Raw genomic sequence first — 18,390 nt, 5'->3', positions numbered from 1 at the left:
CGTGATCTCCCCGGAGGTTGGCGGGCGGCCGCGCGACGGCGTCGCCCCTGGGTCCGCCTGGCGCGACGGCTGGCGGACGGGATGGAACTGGTGAAGATACGGCGATCCGCTTCATGAGACAAACGCAATATTCTGCTATACAAATATGCAAATGTTTTATGGAATGATCGCCGCGCAGCGACGCCGTCCACCGGGCTTCGCGGGACGCCGTTCGAATGATCCCTCGACAGATATTTCGCACGCGAAATACATGGCGAACTATATTTCGCATACGAAATACCTACCCGGAACGAGGACGGCCATGACGTCAGAACCCATCGAGTTTTCCGCCGCCGACGGCTACACGCTGCGCGGCACGCTGTGGTCACCGGACGCGCCGCCGCGCGCGCTGGTCTTGATCCATCCGGCCACCGCCGTGCCGGAGCGGCTCTACGCGGGCTTCGCGCGCTTCCTGACCGAACGCGGCTTCGCGGCGCTCACCTACAACTATCGCGGCATCGGCGCGTCGCGGCCCGCGCGGCTGAGCGCGCTGCAGGCCCGCATGCGCGACTGGGTCGAACTCGACGTCGGCGCCGCAATCGCGTGGGCGCGCGCTACGCACGACGGGCTGCCGCTGCTGGCGGTCGGGCACAGCGTCGGCGGCCATGCGATCGGGCTGTCGGCCGGCACCGCGCACCTGCGCGCGGCCGTGCTCGTCGCCGCGCACGCGGGCAGCACGCGGCTGATCGCCCGCGCGGCCGAGCGGCTGAAGGTGCGGCTGATCCTGCGCGTGCTCGGCCCGCTCGCGTCCGCGCTGCTCGGCTACGTGCCCGGCAAGCGGCTCGGCCTCGGCGAGGACCTCCCGGCCGGCGTGTTCCGCGAATGGAGCCGCTGGACCACGCTGCCGCGCTACTTCTTCGACGATCCGACGCTCGGCGCAGCCGAGCGCTTCTCGAAGCAGCAGCTGCCGATCCTCGTGCTCGGCTTCGACGACGATCCGTGGGCGAACCCGCCCGCGATCGACCTGCTGGTAAGCTACCTGACCCGGGCGGCCGTCGAACGCCGCCAGATCGATCCGCACGCCGCGGGCAGCGGGCCGGTCGGACACATGGGCTTCTTCCGCAGCCGGCCAGGCACGGTGCTGTGGCCCGCGGTCGCCGACTGGCTCGCGCAGGCGCTCGACGCGCCGCGCGATGCGGGTCGCCCGTCCCTTTCCATTGCAGCCGGGAACCGAGCTTGAGCGAAGACCGACGACTGTTTTTCCTGTTGAACATCGGCCAGCGGCGCGTGCAGCGCTGGGTCGACCGCAAGGCCGAGACCGATGCGCGCGCGAGTGCCGCGCAGGCCGGCGTGCTGTTCTGCCTCGCGAGGCAGGACGGCGCGCTGATCGGCGAAGTCGGCGCGGCACTGCAACTGGCGCCGTCCGCGATGACGGGGCTCGCCGACCGGATGGCGAAGGCCGGCCTGCTTGCGCGTCACGCCGATTCGGACGACGGGCGCGCAACGCGACTGTTCCTGACCGGCGAAGGACACGCGGCGCTCAAGCGCGCGCGCGTGGCGCTGCGCGAGCTGAACGGCAAGCTGTGCGACGGCTTTTCCGACGCCGAACTCGACGTCGTCGCGCGCTGGCTGCACGCATTGCAGGACCGCTTTCCGGCCGAGCGCTGAACCGCGCCGGCGGCGCGCCGCATGGGCACGAATCCGCGTAATCGATAGCGATTTCGATTCGTGCTTTCGATTCGCGCTTTCAATTCGGTTTCCGAACTTTCAGGCGGCAAATTTTGCGTTCCGGCGGCATTGCTTCGGCAACGCTTTCCGGCTACGTACTGTTACAAAAAATTGCCTGCCGCGCCGCATATCGATCGCCTACATTGCAATCCACTTCGACGCATTCGTCGTCTGCACGGCCTGGCCTTCCCGTTGCGTCCGCAACCCTGGACGCACCCGACAAGCAATGAAAACGAAGAGGTGTCTTGACCGACGTGCTGGCGGCATCCAGCACACGCGGATTGCGATGACCGCGGCGGCTTCCTGAACGACACGATCCGACGCATGGCACGGCATTTGTTGCCGCGCGTACCGGTGCGCGTCGTGCCGCCGTGCCGCGCCATCGCCGCCGCACGTCAACGAGGAGCAGTCCATGCGACGCACGATCGTGTCCCACTCGCTTGTCCCCAGCCTCACCCGCCTGTCCGCCGCGATGGCCGTGGCGATGGCCGCCGCCGCGGCCGCGCATGCCGATCCCGTGGTCGTGTCCGGCCCGAGCCCGTTCGCCGCCTGCACCATCGGCGGCCCCGGCACGAACTACGTGAACGCCGAGGTCGAACCGTGGCTGTCGGTCAACCCCGCGAACCCGACCAACATGATCGGCGTGTGGCAGCAGGACCGCTGGTCGAACGGCGGCGCCCACGGGCTCGTCGCGGGCTATACGTTCGACGGCGGCGCGACCTGGGCGCGCACGCCGCAGCCGTTCAGCGCCTGCGCACCCGGCGGGCTCAAGTACGAGCGCGCGTCCGATCCGTGGGTGTCGTTCGGTCCGGACGGCACCGCGTATTCGGTATCGATCTCGTTCAACCAGTCGAACAACAGCAACGCGGTCGCGGCCTCGGTGTCGACCGACGGCGGACAGACATGGAGCAGCCCGGCCGTGCTGATCGCGAACGACGAACCGACGACGCAGTTCTTCAACGACAAGGAGTCGGTGACGGCGAACCCGGTGAAGGCCGGCACGGCCTACGCTGTGTGGGACCGCCTCGAACTGCCGAACGGCAACCCGTATGCGAACCTGCACACGCAGGCATACCGCGGGCCGACGTTCTTCTCGAAGACGGTCGACGGCGGCAAGACGTGGAGCCGTGCGAAGGTGATCGTCAACGTGCCGTCGCGCCAGCAGACGATCGGCAACCAGATCGTCGTCGATCCGAAGACCGGCACGCTCTACGACTTCTTCGACCTGATCCAGCCGCCGTTCAACAAGGCGGCCGGCAAGGTCGCGTTCGTCAAGTCGACCGACGACGGCGCGACCTGGACGAAACCGCAGGTGATCGCCGGGCTGCAGACGGTCGGCGTGACCGATCCGAACACCGGCGAACCGGTACGCACCGGCGACATCATTCCGGAACCGGCGATCGATCCGGCGTCGGGGCAGCTCTACGTCGTATGGCAGGACAGCCGCTTCAACGGCGGCAACTACGACGAGATCGCGCTGTCGACGTCGAAGGACGGCGGCGCGAGCTGGAGCGCGCCGCTGCAAGTGAACACGCCGACCGGGCGTCCCGCGTTCAATCCGTCGGTGCGCGTCGACAATGCCGGCGCGGTGATGGTCACCCACTATGATTTCCGCGACCTGCTGGCCGGCAATACGACGACGCTGCCGACCGGGTTCTGGCGCAAGATCTCGCACGACAACGGCACCACGTTCGCAGACGAGCGGCGCGTCGGCGGCCCGTTCGACATGAAGCTCGCGCCGAATGCGGAAGGCTTCTTCATCGGCGATTACCAGGGGCTCGACGTGCTGCCGTCGTCGTCGTTCCATCCGTTCTTCGTCCAGACCAACGCGGGCAACCTGACGAACCGCACCGACGTGTTCTTCGCGCCGTGATGCGCGGGTGAGCATAGCGCCGCCGCGACGTCCGTTGCGTCGCGGCAGCGCTCCCGAATGCGCGTCAATGCATGTCGGTCAGCACGATGCGACCGTCGACTTTCCCTTCGCGCAGCCGCGCGAATATGTCGTTGATGTTGCCGAGCCGGTCGCGATGGATATGCGCGCGCACCAGCCCGTCCGCCGCGAAGTCGAGCGATTCCTGCAGGTCGCGCCGCGTGCCGACGATCGAGCCGCGCACCGTGATGCCGTTCAGCACCGTCGAGAAGATCGGCAGCGGGAAATCGCCGGGCGGCAAGCCGTTGAGCGCCACCGTGCCGCCGCGCCGCACCATCCCGAGCGCCTGCGCGAACGCGCTGCGCGACACCGCCGTCACCAGCACGCCATGCGCGCCGCCGATCTCCTTCTGGATCACCTTCGCCGGATCGTCGGTCGACGCATCGATCGTCAGTTCGGCGCCCAGTTCGCGCGCGAGTGCGAGTTTGGCGGGAGACACGTCGATCGCCGCGACGTGCAGGCCCATCGCGCGCGCGTACTGCACGGCCACGTGGCCAAGCCCGCCGATGCCCGAAATCGCGAGCCACTGGCCCGGACGCGTGTCGGTGACGCGGATGCCCTTGTAGACGGTCACGCCCGCGCACAGGATCGGCGCGATCTCGTCGAACGCGACCTGCGCGGGCAGATGGCCGACGTAGTCGGGGTCGGCCAGCACGTATTCCGCATAGCTGCCGTTGACCGAATAGCCGGTGTTCTGCTGCCCGTGGCAAAGGGTTTCCCAGCCGGTGTGGCAGTACTCGCAGTGACCGCATGCCGTATAGAGCCAGGGCACGCCGACGCGGTCGCCCTCGCGCACGTGCGTGACGCCCGCCCCGACCGCCGCGACGACGCCCACGCCTTCGTGGCCCGGAATGAACGGCAGCGTCGGCTTCACGGGCCAGTCGCCGTCGGCTGCGTGCAGGTCGGTGTGGCAGACGCCCGAAGCCTTGATGTTGACGAGGATCTGGCCCGGGCCCGGCGTCGGGACCGGCACCTCCTCGATGCGCAACGGTTCGCCGAACGCGTGGACCACCGCCGCCTTCATGGTTTGAGTCATGCGTCGCTCCTGTCTGGTCGATGACCGGGCCAGTATCCGGGCTCGAAACCGGAACGACTTGATGCGTATCAACGGAGCGGGAAACGCGCGCGACGGTGACAGATTCATCGCGAGACCTGTTGCGTGGGCCACCGGTGCCGGCGCGGGTTTGACGGCCCGGCTCTGCTTTCGCCGCCGTTTCCGCAGCTTGTCGGAAACCCTGCGGCATGCCGCCGTTTCGCTTGGAATTTGAAATGATATAACATATCATTTCGCGATCTCGTCCACCTGAAACCCTCTCAACCCGGTGGCCGGGCTACGCCGAGTCCAATCCAACCGGGTCATTACGCGCCGGAAATGCAACAATATATCGTATCCAGCCTTGACCCGCATGGCTCGCTTTCCGATCCGATACCAACCGATTCACCGACCATGCGCGACCTCCCTCGTCTACCGCTTCGCCCGCTCTCGCCCGTTTCGCTGATGCTGTTCGCCGCCGTCGCGCACGCGCAGGCCGAGACGCCACCCCCGTCTTCGCCGCCGCGGACCACACCGCTCGCGCCGATCTTCGTGACCGCGAACCCGCTCGGCGACACCGAGCTGATCGCGCCGACCGCGCAACTGTCCGGCGATGCGCTGACGCGCCGCCAGGCCGATTCGCTCGGCGAAACGCTCAACGGCCTGCCCGGCGTGTCGACCACCACCTACGGGCCGATGGTCGGCCGCCCGATCATTCGCGGGATGGACGGCGACCGGATCCGGCTGCTGCAGAACGGCGTCGCCGCCTACGACGCGTCGTCGCTGTCGTACGACCACGCGGTGCCGCAGGATCCGCTGTCGATCGAGCGCGTCGAGATCGTGCGCGGTCCGGCCGCGCTGCTGTACGGCGGCAACGCGGTCGGCGGCGTCGTCAACACGATCGACAACCGGATTCCGCGGGAAGCGATCGAAGGCGTGACGGGCGCGCTCGACGCGCGCTACGGCGGCGCGAACTCGGTGCGCGCGGGCGCGGCGCAGGTCGAAGGCGGCAACGGCCGCTTCGCGTTCCATGTCGACGCGTTCGACCGTGAAACGAGCAAGCTGCGGATTCCCGGCTACGCACGCAGCAGCCAGCAACGCGCGATCGACGATCCCGATACGCCGCAACCGTACGGCAACGTGCCGAACAGCGACGGCCGCGTGCATGGCGGCGCGCTCGGCGCGTCGTACACGTGGGCCGACGGTTTCGCGGGCCTGTCGTACAGCGGCTACGAGTCGAACTACGGCTCCGTCGCCGAGGACGACGTGCGCCTGCGGATGCGCCAGGAACGGCTCGCGTTCGCGTCCGAGATACGCAACCTGAGCGGCCCGTTCACGAAGCTGAAGTTCGACTTCGCGTACACCGACTATCGCCACAAGGAAGTCGACAACGGCGAGACCGCCACCACCTTCCGCAACCGCGGCTACGAAGCGCGCATCGAGGCGCGGCATCGCAGGATCGGCCCGTTCGAAGGCGCGATCGGCGTGCAGTTCGGCCAGAACACGTTCTCGGCGCTCGGCGACGAAACGCTCGTGCCGTCGACGCGCACGAACAGCGTCGCGCTGTTCGGTCTCGAGGAATGGCAGGTCGTCCCGGCGCTGAAGCTGAGCGTCGGCGGGCGCTTCGAGCACGTGAAGGTCGATCCCGATCCGGCCGGCGTCGAGAAATTCGCGCTCGCGCAGCCGCGCGACTTCAATGCCGGCAGCGTCTCGGCCGGCGCGCTGTTCTCGCTGACGCCCGTGTGGTCGGTCGCGGCGAACGTCGCCTACACGGAGCGCGCGCCGACCTTCTACGAGCTGTACTCGAACGGCCCGCACGATGCGACCGGCCAGTTCCTGATCGGCAACCCGAACGCGTCGAAGGAAAAGGCCGTGTCGACCGACCTGTCGCTGCGCTACGCGAGCGGCCCGAACCGCGGCAGCGTCGGCGTGTTCTACAACCGCTTCTCGAACTACCTGACCGAGTACAACACGGGCCGCGTCGTGAACGGCGACGGCGAACCGGTCGCGCCCGGCGCCGGTGATACGCTCAACGAAGCAATCTATCGCGGCGTGCGCGCCGAGTTCTATGGCGTCGAACTCGACGGCAAATGGCGCGCGTTCGCGCAGCGCGGCCATACGGTCGACCTGGAACTGACCGCCGACTACACGCATGCGCGCAACGTCGACACCGGCCAGCCGCTGCCGCGGATCGCGCCGCTGCGCGTGACGCTCGCGGCCGACTACGGCTACGGCCCGTTCGGCGCACGCGCGCAGGTCACGCACGCGTGGTCGCAGCATCGTGTGCCCGACAACGACTTTCCGACGGACGGCTACACGTCGCTTGGCGTGATGCTGACGTACAAGTTCCGTGTCGGCGCGACGCACTGGCTCGCGTACCTGCGCGGCGACAACCTGACGAACCAGGAGATCCGCTATGCGACCTCGGTCGTGCGCGGCTTCGCGCCGGAAGGCGGCCGCAGCGTGATGGCCGGCCTGCGCACGACGTTCTGATCGCGCGCCGGTGCGTTCGCGCCACGCGTCCCGCGCGGCGCCAACGCCCGCCATGATCGATCGGCGCAGCCCGCCTGCGTCGATCGAAACCGTCGCGATCGACCGCGCCGGCGTGACCGAACACGATCGATCGCCCTCGCCTTCGCTCTCCCTTCTCCGGCCCTCCACCTTCCGTTGCGCACACGGCCGCTGCAGTGCCGTGCAATTTCCGGTCCTGCCGGTCGAACGCGCGGAACGCCGCGCATCGCACTGCATCGCACCGATAGCCAGGATCATTGATCCCGGTCATGCACTTTTAAATCAGCCGAATGACGAGTATCCTAAAAAAAGCACTCCACGTTCGGACGGCGAATCGCGCGCCCTGATTCCCGTCCGCTCGTATCGCGGCCCCATCGCGCCACGCGTCGATGGCGGCGTCCGCCTCACGCCCTGGCCGCACGAACCTTCCCCAACCATTCGCAGGAGAGCTGGTGAGCCGACTCGTCGTCGTATCCAATCGTATTGCAGATCCCCGTAAGGCCGCGGCAGGCGGGCTTGCCGTGGCCGTGAAAGACAGCCTGCAGGAATCGGGCGGCGTCTGGTTCGGGTGGAGCGGCAGGCTGCGCGGCGACGGCGACCATCCCGCGCACGGCGAAGACGTGCAGATCCAGAACGTCGGCGGCATCCAGCTCGCGACGATCGATCTCGATCCGCAGGATTACGACGCGTACTACCTCGGCTACTCGAACAACGTGCTGTGGCCAGTGTTCCACTACCGCCTCGATCTCGCACAGTTCGACCGCCGCTTTGCGGACGGATACCGGCGCGTGAACCAGCTGTTCGCGCGCAAGCTGAGCACGCTGCTGCGCCCCGACGATATCGTCTGGGTCCACGACTATCAGCTGATTCCGCTCGCCGCCGAGCTGCGCGCGACGGGCTGCACGAACCCGATCGGTTTCTTCCTGCACATTCCGATGCCGCCGCCGCCGATCATGGCCGCGATCCCGGAGCACGAGTGGCTGATGCGCTCGCTGTTCGCCTACGATCTCGTCGGCTTCCAGACCGAATCGGACCTGCTTCACTTCGAGCACTACGTCGAGGCGGAAGCCGGCGCCGCGCGGCTGCCGGACGGCCGCCTGCGCGCGTTCGGCCGCACGCTGTCGGCCGGTGCGTTCCCGATCGGCATCAACGTCGACGAGTTCACGGCGCTCGCGGAGAATCGCGACGGCATCGACATGTTCGAGCGGATGCGCGACGAGTATTCGCGCCGCCAGCTGCTCGTCGGCGTCGACCGGCTCGACTATACGAAGGGGCTGCCGCAGCGCGTGCACGCGTTCCGTCAGCTGCTCGAACAGTATCCGGAGAACCGCGACCGCGCGACGCTGATCCAGATCGCCGCGCCGAGCCGCGAGGATCTCGGTGCGTACGACGACCTGCGGCGCGAGATGGACAGCCTGTGCGGCGCGATCAACGGCGATTACGGCGAACTCGAGTGGATGCCGATGCGCTACATCCACCGCACGGTCGCGCGCAAGCGCTTGCCGGGCCTCTACCGCGCGAGCCGCGTCGCGCTCGTCACGCCGCTGCGCGACGGGATGAACCTGGTCGCGAAGGAGTTTCTCGCCGCGCAGGACGAGGCCGACCCGGGCGTGCTCGTGCTGTCGCGTTTCGCGGGCGCGGCCGAGCAGCTGAAGCCTGCGCTGCTCGTCAATCCGTACGACACGCAGGGCACCGCGCAGGCGATCCAGCGCGCGCTCACGATGCCGCTCGACGAACGCCGCCAGCGTCACGACGCGCTGATGGCGATCGTGCGCAAGACCGACGTGCACTGGTGGCGCACGCGCTTTCTCGAGGCGCTCGCCGAGGCGGCGGAAGTCGCCGCCGCGACCGTGTCCTGACGCCCGGGTCCTGTCGCTCGCTTACACGCCGGTCGTCTCGCGGTCGAGCACCGCACCGTTCACGTCCTGCACCGCCACCGCGATCGGAATGCCTTCGCGCATGCTCTCGGTCACCACGCAATACGCATCGAACCGGTCGAGCATGCGCGTCGCCGCCGCGAGATCGGCCCATGCCTTGCCGACCGACAGCGTCACGGCCATCGCGCCGACGCGCACCCTGCCCGCGTCGTTCTGCACCATGTCGACGTCAATATGCGCGGTGACCGGCTGCGGATCGACGCGCTGTTTCTCGAGCGCGAACAACAGGCTCGCCGCGAGGCAGCTCGCGACCGCCGCGGCCAGCAGCCGGACCGGATTCGGGCCGCGGCCGGCACCGAGCGGCGGCGGCTCGTCGGTGAGCACCGGCGAAAGCTCGGTGCCGGCAAACGTGACTTCGAAACTGAAACGCGCATGCTGCGCGACATCCACCGATACGTGTGCCTCGCTCATGGCGACTCCGTGACTCGAAAAAGGGAAAGAGAACGCCGGCGCAACGGCGTGCCGGCAAGTGCGAATTGCAGCGAAGGCGCGGCGCGATCATGGCCGCCCGCCGGCTGCGCGAGCGGTCCGCGCTTCAGCGTTCGGGTTCGCGCGGCGGCCCGTATGCGACGAAATCGCGCTCGATCGCCGACGCTTGCTCCGGCGCATTCGCGCTCGTGCATGGCCCGCGATCGGTCAGGGAAGATTCGGCGACCGGCGCCTCGCGCCCGTCGATCAGCGCCTGCAACGCGTCGCGTTCGAGCACTTCGCGCTCGAGCAGCCGTCGCGCGATGCGCTCCAGCGCATCGCGGCGTTCGCCGAGCGTTGCCGCGACGCGCGCATGCGCGTCGGTCAACAGCGTATGCACCTCGTCGTCGATCATCCGTGCGGTGTGCTCGCTGCAGCGGCCCTCGCCCGCATGCCATGCGCCCGGGATGCCGGTGCGCGTTTCGCCGTCGTCGACGCTGACGAGCCCGATCTTCTCGCTCATCCCGTATTGCATGACCATGTGGCGCGCCATCGCGGTCGCGCGTTCGAGGTCGTTCTGCGCGCCCGTCGACACGTCGCCGAACACGAGTTCTTCCGCGACGCGCCCGCCGAGCAGTGCATCGATCCGATCGAGCAGCTCGCTGCGGCGCAGGACGTAGCGATCCTCCGTCGGCACCTGTTGCGTGTAGCCGAGCGCGGCCACGCCGCGCGGAATGATCGACACCTTCTTCACCGGATCGCAATGCGCGCGGCTTTCCGCGACGAGCGCATGGCCGGCTTCGTGATAGGCGATCGTCAGCTTCTCCTGCGCGTTCATCACGCGGCTCTTGCGCTCGAGGCCCGTCAGCGCGCGGTCGATCGCCTCGTCGAAGTCGTCCATCCCGATCGCCGGCTTGCCGAGTTCCGCCGCATGCAGCGCGGCTTCGTTGACGACGTTCGCGAGATCGGCGCCGACGAAGCCCGGCGTGCGCGACGCGAGTTCGCCGAGATCGACCTCGGCCGCGAGCTTCACGCGCTTCACGTGCACGCCGAGAATCTGGCGGCGGCCGTTCACGTCGGGCCGGTCGATCGCGATGTGACGGTCGAAGCGGCCCGGGCGCAGCAGCGCGGGATCGAGAATCTCCGGCCGGTTGGTCGCGGCCATGATGATCACGCCGGAGCCGGCCTGGAAGCCGTCCATCTCGACGAGCAGCTGGTTGAGCGTCTGCTCGCGCTCGTCGTTGCCCGACATCGGACCGACGCCGCGCACCTTGCCGAGCGCGTCGAGCTCGTCGACGAACACGATGCACGGCGCCTTCTGCTGCGCCTGCTCGAACAGGTCGCGCACGCGCGCGGCGCCAACACCGACGAACATCTCGACGAACGCCGAGCCGCTGATCGAGAAGAACGGCACGGCCGCCTCGCCGGCCACCGCGCGCGCGAGCAGCGTCTTGCCGGTGCCGGGCGCGCCGACGACGAGCACGCCCTTCGGGATCTTGCCGCCGAGCCGCTGGTAGCGATCGGGGTTGCGCAGGAACGCGACGAGCTGCTGCAGCTCGGCCTTCGCCTCGTCGATGCCCGCGATGTCGTCGAACGTGATGCCGGTTTCCTGCTGCACGTACACGCGTGCGCGGCTCTTGCCCATCCCGGTGAAATCCTGCAGCCCGCCGCGCTTGCGCAGCATCAGGTTCCAGATGAACACGAACGCGACGAGCGGCACCAGCCACGACGCGAGCGACGCGATCCAGCCGGTGTCGGACGCGCCGTGAAACCGGATACCGGCGGCGGTCAGCGTGTCGATCAGCTGCGGGTCGGTCACGCGGTTGGTGCTGAAGCGCGGCGGCGTGCCGTCCGACTTCACGGCCGCGACTTCGGACGCCGGCAGCAGCGTGCCGGCCTGCGGCATCGTCAGCGTGCCCGTGATCGTCGCCGGTCCGATCTCGAGATCGTCGACGAGCCGCGCGGCAACGAGCCGGTGGAAGTCGCTGTACGCGATCATCGTCGACGCCGGACGCAGCATCAGCAACTGCGCGGCGAACAGCACGAAGAAGCCCGCCGCGATCAGCAATCCTGCGTAATCGAATTTCCTGTCCATGGCATCGGGCCGGCCGCGCGCGTCGACGCGCGCGCTTACGCGTGCACGCGCGCCCGGTCGGCGCGCGGCATCGCCGGCCACGCGCAAACGGAATGGATCCGCGCCATCGTCGCCTCGTTTCGTCGCATGAATGACACCGCGACGGCGCCGCCGGGCGCCGTTCGCGCGGGCAGCGCGCCGCAACGCGCCGCCCGTGATTCAAGTCTAGTTCGCGCGCGGACGTCGCGCATTGTCCGACAAACGCCTTTCATCGACGCCGCCGGCCGCGTTATAGTCGCGTTCGTGACATTTTAGTGACAGCCGGCGTCGCCCGCGCCCGGGCGCGACGCCGGCCGTTGCGTCCCGCCGCGCGTCGCGGCAGGCTGTGCGACGCTGCCGCGCATCGAACGACAACCGCCCATCCGAGGAGCACACGACGTGAACGACACCCCCGATCGCCCCGACGACCTTCCCGCCGATCCCGACCGCCGCCGCATGCTCGGCGGCCTCGCCGCGCTCGGCGCGGGCGTCGCGCTCGGCGGCTGCGAGACCACGCCGGGCAGCGCGCCGCGCTCGGCCGCCGACCTGCGGCTCGACGACGCGCTGCGCCGGCAGGTGCGCCACATCGTCGTGATCTATGCGGAGAACCGCAGCTTCGCGAACCTGTACGGCGATTTCCCGGGCGTGCAATATCCGCTGAGCGAGGTGAAACCCGAGCACGCGCGGCAGCTCGATCGCGACGGCAAGACGCCGCTGCCGGTGCTGCCGAAGATCTGGGGCGGGCTCGTGCCGCAGGCGCAGGAAGTCGGCGGCCAGCGCTACGCGATCGCCGAGCGCGACATCGACAAGCTGCCGAACGCGCCGTTCCGGATCGCAGACGCGCAGGGCAAGCCGCTGCCGAACGGCGTGATCACGCGCGACCTGTGGCACCGCTTCTACCAGAACCAGATGCAGATCGCCGCGGGCCGCAACGACCAGTTCGTCGCGTGGGCCGATTCCGGCGGCCTCGTGATGGGCCATTACCGCAATTCCGCCGACACGCTGCGGCTGTGGAACCTCGCACGGCAATACACGCTGTGCGACAACTTCTTCATGGCGGCCTTCGGCGGGTCGTGGCTGAACCACATGTTCCTGATTTCCGCGCAGCCGCCGATGTATCCGGATGCGCACAAGCATCCGCATGCGGCGAAGCTGCTGTCGAAGGTCGACGGCGACGATCAGGCCGGCACGCGCCTGACGCTCGCCGCCGATTCGCCCGCGTCCGCGCTCGACGGCCCGCCGAAGTTCGCGGTCGACGGCCCGCTGACGCCCGATGGCTACGGCGTCAACACGATGGCGCCGCCGTATCAGCCGAGCTACGTGCCGCCGGCCGATCCGGGCAACGCCGCGTATGCGGATCCGTCCGATCATCGCGTGATCCCGCCGCAAGGCCATGCGACGATCGGCGACCGCCTGTCGGAGAAGAACGTCGACTGGGCGTGGTACAGCGGCGCGTGGCAGTACGCGCTCGAGCACCGCGACACCGGCATGGTGCCGGATTTCCAGTACCACCACCAGCCGTTCAACTACTTCGTGAACTACGCGCCGGGCACCGACGCGCGCCGCAAGCACCTGCGCGATGCGGGCCTCGGCGACGAGCCGTCGACCAATCATTTCATCGCCGACATCGACGCAGGCCGCCTGCCGGCCGTCGCGTTCTACAAGCCGCAGGGCAACCTGAACATGCACGCGGGTTATGCGGACGTCGAATCCGGCGATCGCCACATCGCGCACGTGATCGAACGCATCCGGCGCGGCCCGCAGTGGGCGAACACGGTGATCGTGATGACGCACGACGAGAACGGCGGCTGGTGGGATCACGTCGCGCCGCCGGTCGGCGATCGCTGGGGCCCCGGCTCGCGGATTCCGGCGCTCGTGATCTCTCCGTTCGCGAAGAAGGGTTACGTCGACCACACGATGTACGACACGAACTCGATCCTGCGCTTCATCAGCCGCGTGCACGGGCTCGCGCCGCTCGACGGCGTCGCCGCGCGCGACAAGGCGTTCGCGGCGCGCGGCGCGACGCCGCCGGGCGACCTGACGAACGCGCTCGATCTCGGCTGACGAACGACTGACGCCTCGCCGAAACGACGACGCCCCGGTGCAACGCGGTTGCCCGGGGCGTCGTGTTTTGCCGTGTGCGTTCTGCGATCCGCGATCCGTGCTCCACGCAGGCGACGCTACGCGACGCCGTGCAACGCGTCGCTCGCCGCACTTGCGGCATGACGACCTGCCTGCCGGCCGAAGAACGTCGCATCGGCCAGCGACAATCCCGAGCTGTACCCGGCGCCCCAGCGCGGCAGCCCGCAGGTCGTGCGGCCGGCCGCATAGAGGCCCGCCACCGGTGTGCGCGCCGCGTCGAGCACCTGCCCGGTCGGCAGCGTATCGAGCCCGCCCAGCGTGAAATGCGGGTAGAACGCGTAATCGATCCGGCAATCGAGCGCGACGAACGGCGGCTCGATCAGCGGCTTCAGCCACTTCTTCGCCTTGTGGAACAGCGGATCGACGCCTTCGGCCGCGTGACGGTTGTAGACGTCGACGGTCGCCGTCAGCGTGCCGGCCGGCATCTGCAGGTCGCGCTCGACTTCGTCCCAGGTCTCGCCGGCCGCCGCGATGCCGATCCGCGCGATGTCCGGCGGCTCCTGGTAGGTCGCCTGGTCGACCAGCAGGTAGATCCGGTCGTCGGCCTGGTGGAACGCGTGGTGGCCCGTGCGGCCGTGATAGCCGTCCTCGTTGATGAAACGCTGCCCGCGCGCGTTCACGAAGATCCCGCGGATCAGCGATTCGGGCGCGTAGAACGGCAGGCTGACGAAACCCTGGTCCATGTGGATCGCGGCGCCGCCCGCGCTCTGGCCGAGCAGGATGCCCGAGCCGTCGTCTCCGGGGCTGCCGATCGGTTCGGCCGAGCGCAGGAACTGCGGCGCATGCCGGCGCACCATGTCGCGGTTCATCGCGAAGCCGCCCGCGCACAGGATCACCGCGCGGCGCGCCCGCACGAACGCCGTCTCGCCGTACGCGCGCAGCACGACGCCGCGCACCGCGCCGGCATCGTCGACGATCAGCGCCTGTGCGCGCGTGTCGTAGCGCGTCGACACGCCGAGCGCCTGCACGCGCTCGGCCAGCACGCGCATCAGCATCTGCCCGCCGCCCCAGCCCGGCCATTGCGGCGTGTGGCCGCGCGGGCAAGGCTTCGCGCTCTCGCTGAACGGCCAGGCCTCCTCGCTGCCCGACCAGATCAGGCAGTCGTCGGTTTCCGGCTCGACGATCCGCTCGGCGATGAACGTGTTCTTGTACGTGACGCCCTGCGCGACCAGCCAGTCGTGATGCGCGAGGCTCTCGTTCGCATAGAGGCGCACCTTCGCCTCGTCGGCGTCGCGGCCGCCCGCGAGCATCAGGTAGCGGTACAGGTCCTCGGTGTCGTCGCTGAAGCCGGCCTGCCGCTGCGCGGGCGTGCCGCCGCTGCCGCCGAGGTAGATCTCGCCGCCGGACAGCGCGCTCGTGCCGCCGTAGCTCGACGCGCGCTCGACGATCAGCGTGTCGGCGCCGGCGCTCGCGGCTTCGATCGCCGCGCACGCGCCGGCCGCGCCGAAGCCGACGATCACGACGTCGTGTTCGGCGTCCCAGCGATGGACGTCGCGGATATTCAGGGGGCGAGCGAGGGAATATTCGGATGACATGGAGGCAAGGGTCTGCGTGAAGGGATTCGGTGAAAGGCGGTGGTCGGGGCGCTGCGCGGCCGGCCCGGCAGGCCGGCGCGTCGTCGATGCGAGCGATCGCAGGCACGCGAACGCCGCGTCGTCGACGGGGAAATCGAGCGGCAGCGGCGAGCCAAGCCGGGGGCATGCACACGCCGGACGAACTGCCGCGAGCGCGCCGCGCCGCGACACTGCGCTGAGCGAACGCCGTCCACCCGGTCGCCGTCGCATCGTGACGGCGTCAACGTGACATCGAGTCGGCGCGGCACGCGGCCGCGCCGTCGTCACATGCCGCGCAGTGCGGCGAAACCGAAGCGCGAAGGATCGATCGGCACGCAACCGGTCGGCAGGCCGTTCGCATCGAGCGAGCGGCATTGCAGGATGCCGGCCGCATACGGCGGCGCCGGGACCTGATCGGCGCCATATCGCGCCATCACCATCGCCGCGAACGCGCCCGTCGCCAATACGCACAGCTTGCGAGTCGTCAGTCTCATGATCGTGTCCCCTCCGGTTGGCCGCTATCGCGGTTCGTGTCCGGCGCACTGGCCTCGGGCAAACAGGCAACCGCACCGGATGACTGCACGGTAGCCAGCGCCGGCCCGCCGGCCATCGTCCATTTCGACTAGGGGCAAACGCGAAGCGGCCCTGACGCGACGTGCGGCGCCGCAGCATCGCCGAGCGGTGGCAGCGGCGTCGCGATCGGAAAACCGCGTACCGCAGCCCGTCGTGACGGGGCGCGTGATCTTCGTGCGCATGCCACGCGTTCGCCGCTGCATCGCACCATCGGACGATGGGCGGCCGTCGCGCCGGTGTTTTCCCTGATCGTGCCCCTGCTCCGTATGGATGATGAGGATCGCGCGGCCGGATGCGAACCTGCGGGTCGACGTCGCAATGCCGTCGCGTCAGCGCTCGCGGCGCGGCCGAGTCTTTCCGTTCATTCACGGGAGTACCGCATGACCGATTCGAATCCCCGCCACGCGCTGTACGAACTCGCGTGCCGTTACGCGCAGGCCGTCGACCGGCGCGACTGGCCGCGCCTCGCCACCCTCTTCACCGCCGACGCCCAGCTCGACGGCCCCGGTTTCCGTTTCGACGACCGCGATGCGATCGTCGCCGGCATGCGCGTGATCGAGCGCTACGAAACCACCCAGCATCACGTGCACAACCAGCTCGCCACGCTCGACGGCGGTGAGGCCGACGTCGAGACCTACTGCCTCGCGTGCCACGTGTACGTGCGCGACGGCGTGAAGCGCAAGCTCGACTGGGGGCTGCGCTATCGCGACCGCTGCGTGTTCGACGGCGGCACGTGGCGCTTCGCCGCGCGCACGCTGCACGTCGACTGGTCGCAAGACCTGCCGCTGGAGGGCTGAACGATGCGCGCATCCCTTCCCCTCGCCGGCCGCACCGCGCTCGTCACGGGCGGCGCCGGCGGCATCGGCGCGGCCTGCGCGCACGCGCTTGCCGCCGATGGCGCGGCCGTCGTGCTGATGGGCCGCCGCCGCGATGCACTCGAACGCACGCAGCGGCACCTGACCGACACGCTGCCCGGCAGCCGCGTCGCGATCCATGCCGGCGACGCGTGCGACGACGGCGACCTGCAGGCGGCGCTGGATACCGCGTGGGCGCTCGACGGCCGGCTCGACATCGTGGTGCCGACCGTCGGCGGTGCCGGGTTCCGGCCGCTGCTGATGCACGACGCCGACAGCTTCCGGGCAGAAATCGAGCTGAACCTGAACAGCGCGTTCGCCGCGATCCGCCACGCCGCGCCGCGGCTCGCCGACAGCGGCGGCGGCACGATCGTCTGCATCTCGTCGACGGCCGCGCAGATCAATTTCCGCTGGCTGACCGCGTACTGCACCGCGAAGGCCGCGCTAGAAGCGCTGGTGCGCGGGGCCGCCGAGGAACTGGCCGGCGCGAGGATCCGCGTGAACGCGGTGCGACCGGGCCTCACGCGCTCGGAGGCCACCGCGCCGATGTTCGACAACCGGGCGCTCGTCGACAGCTTCCTCGACCAGATTCCGCTCGGCTCACTCGGCGAGCCGGAAGCGATCGCGCACGCGGTGCGCTATCTCGCCGGCCCCGAGTCGGGCTGGGTCACCGGCCAGAGCTTCGCGGTCGACGGCGGCCACGAGCTGCGCGCCAACCCGCGCGTCGACGCCACCATCGCGCAGATCTACGGCGCGGCCGCGCTCGATGCGGTCAGGGCCGGCCGTGCGCCGGGCGCCGCATGAGCGCCCGCCTTCTTTCAACGTCACAGGAAATCGACCGGACATGAATCGAGTCGCAAACAAGGTCGCGCTGATCACCGGCGCGGCGAGCGGGGTCGGCCGCGCGGATGCGCTGCTGCTCGCCGCCGAAGGCGCGCGCGTGGTGCTCACCGACATCGACGAGGATGCGGGCCGCGCACTCGCGCGCGAGATCGGCGACACCGCGCTGTTCGTCCATCAGGACATCGCCGACGAAGACGGCTGGCGGCACGCGATCGCGTCGACGCTCGAGCGCTTCGGCCGCCTCGACGTGCTCGTCAACAACGCGGCGATCTGCCCGGTCGGATCGATCGAGGACACGAGCCTCGACACCTGGCGACGCGTACTGCGCGTCAACGCGGACGGCTATTTCCTCGGCTGCAAGTACGCGATCGGCGCGATGAAGCACAACGACACGCCGGGCTCGATCGTGATGATGTCGTCGGTCGCCGCGCTCGGCGGCCTGCCGATGATGTGCGCGTACACCGGCTCGAAAGGCGCGGTAACGGCGCTCGCGCGCAGCGTCGCCGTGCACTGCAAGCGCAGCGGCTACCGGATCCGCTGCAACTCGATCCATCCGGACGGCATCTGGACACCGATGACGCAGGCGCTGATGCCAGGCCTCGATCCGGCCGAGCTCGGCATCGGCAACGATCCGATGGCACGCATGTGCGATCCGCAGGACGTCGCGAATCTCGTGCTGTTCCTCGCATCCGACGAATCGCGCTTCGTGAACGGCGCGGAGCTGCGGATCGACAACGCGCAACTGGTTGCGTCGCTGTGATGCGGCGCGTGGCTTTTCCGTTCGAA

General features: G+C 69.2%; 14 protein-coding genes. 9 read left to right on the top strand and 5 right to left on the bottom strand.

The features are described 5' to 3' along the window. The first annotated feature begins 301 nt into the window (after window positions 1-301). The 3 genes from DID99_RS12515 to DID99_RS12500 all read left to right on the top strand — a co-directional run bounded on the left by DID99_RS12515 (window position 302) and on the right by DID99_RS12500 (window position 3,580). Window positions 302-1,219, top strand: a complete 918-nt coding sequence (locus DID99_RS12515; RefSeq protein ID WP_044844586.1) for a serine aminopeptidase domain-containing protein — start codon at window positions 302-304, stop codon at window positions 1,217-1,219. Continuing rightward, window positions 1,216-1,647, top strand: coding sequence for a MarR family winged helix-turn-helix transcriptional regulator (locus tag DID99_RS12510; protein WP_124666817.1), 432 nt, complete (start codon window positions 1,216-1,218; stop codon window positions 1,645-1,647). Before DID99_RS12515 ends, DID99_RS12510 begins: the two co-directional genes overlap by 4 nt. A gap of 472 nt (window positions 1,648-2,119) precedes the next feature. Then, window positions 2,120-3,580 (top strand): sialidase family protein, encoded by a 1,461-nt coding sequence (locus DID99_RS12500; RefSeq protein ID WP_124666816.1) that lies wholly within the window; start codon window positions 2,120-2,122, stop codon window positions 3,578-3,580. 64 nt (window positions 3,581-3,644) lie between these two features. On the opposite strand, the gene adhP is transcribed toward DID99_RS12500, so the two are convergent. Continuing rightward, entirely contained in the window at window positions 3,645-4,673 is a 1,029-nt protein-coding gene (gene adhP / locus DID99_RS12495) for an alcohol dehydrogenase AdhP (RefSeq protein WP_124666815.1), read from the bottom strand. A gap of 411 nt (window positions 4,674-5,084) precedes the next feature. On the opposite strand from adhP, the gene DID99_RS12490 reads away from it, so the two are divergent. Beyond that, window positions 5,085-7,163, top strand: a complete 2,079-nt coding sequence (locus tag DID99_RS12490; protein WP_260439241.1) for a TonB-dependent receptor — start codon at window positions 5,085-5,087, stop codon at window positions 7,161-7,163. Window positions 7,164-7,633: 470 nt separating this feature from the next. After that, window positions 7,634-9,040, top strand: coding sequence for an alpha,alpha-trehalose-phosphate synthase (UDP-forming) (gene otsA, locus DID99_RS12485; RefSeq protein ID WP_044844592.1), 1,407 nt, complete (start codon window positions 7,634-7,636; stop codon window positions 9,038-9,040). Window positions 9,041-9,061: 21 nt separating this feature from the next. Here the strand turns inward: otsA and DID99_RS12480 are convergent, their stop codons facing one another. Both DID99_RS12480 and ftsH read right to left on the bottom strand, forming a co-directional pair. Then, window positions 9,062-9,529 (bottom strand): OsmC family protein, encoded by a 468-nt coding sequence (locus DID99_RS12480; protein ID WP_044844593.1) that lies wholly within the window; start codon window positions 9,527-9,529, stop codon window positions 9,062-9,064. 124 nt (window positions 9,530-9,653) lie between these two features. Next, the gene (gene ftsH, locus DID99_RS12475; protein WP_124484733.1) at window positions 9,654-11,621 is read right to left on the bottom strand and encodes an ATP-dependent zinc metalloprotease FtsH; all 1,968 of its coding nucleotides are present in this window, start codon (window positions 11,619-11,621) and stop codon (window positions 9,654-9,656) included. Between the two features lie 417 nt (window positions 11,622-12,038). On the opposite strand from ftsH, the gene DID99_RS12470 reads away from it, so the two are divergent. Next, a complete protein-coding gene (locus tag DID99_RS12470; RefSeq protein ID WP_124666814.1) occupies window positions 12,039-13,703 on the top strand; it encodes an acid phosphatase in 1,665 nt (554 codons plus the stop codon). 116 nt (window positions 13,704-13,819) lie between these two features. Here the strand turns inward: DID99_RS12470 and DID99_RS12465 are convergent, their stop codons facing one another. Together DID99_RS12465 and DID99_RS12460 are read right to left on the bottom strand one after the other, a co-directional pair. Continuing rightward, on the bottom strand, window positions 13,820-15,316 hold the full coding sequence (locus DID99_RS12465) for an FAD-dependent oxidoreductase (protein ID WP_124666813.1): 1,497 nt from the start codon (window positions 15,314-15,316) through the stop codon (window positions 13,820-13,822). A 302-nt stretch (window positions 15,317-15,618) separates the two neighbouring features. Continuing rightward, window positions 15,619-15,828 (bottom strand): hypothetical protein, encoded by a 210-nt coding sequence (locus DID99_RS12460; RefSeq protein WP_124484730.1) that lies wholly within the window; start codon window positions 15,826-15,828, stop codon window positions 15,619-15,621. Window positions 15,829-16,287: 459 nt separating this feature from the next. On the opposite strand from DID99_RS12460, the gene DID99_RS12455 reads away from it, so the two are divergent. The 3 genes from DID99_RS12455 to DID99_RS12445 are packed head-to-tail and all read left to right on the top strand — an operon-like array spanning window position 16,288 to window position 18,364. Continuing rightward, complete coding sequence (locus DID99_RS12455; RefSeq protein ID WP_124570846.1) at window positions 16,288-16,704, top strand: nuclear transport factor 2 family protein; 417 nt, start codon at window positions 16,288-16,290, stop codon at window positions 16,702-16,704. A 3-nt stretch (window positions 16,705-16,707) separates the two neighbouring features. Then, window positions 16,708-17,565 carry an SDR family NAD(P)-dependent oxidoreductase gene (locus tag DID99_RS12450; protein WP_124484728.1) on the top strand — a complete coding sequence of 286 codons (858 nt, stop codon included), beginning with the start codon at window positions 16,708-16,710 and terminating at the stop codon, window positions 17,563-17,565. Between the two features lie 40 nt (window positions 17,566-17,605). Continuing rightward, entirely contained in the window at window positions 17,606-18,364 is a 759-nt protein-coding gene (locus DID99_RS12445) for an SDR family oxidoreductase (RefSeq protein WP_014899307.1), read from the top strand. The last annotated feature ends 26 nt before the right edge of the window (window positions 18,365-18,390 follow it).

The organism is Burkholderia sp. Bp8986 (assembly GCF_003854225.1).
GTDB lineage: Bacteria > Pseudomonadota > Gammaproteobacteria > Burkholderiales > Burkholderiaceae > Burkholderia.
This window is presented reverse-complemented; position numbering and strand designations above follow the sequence as displayed.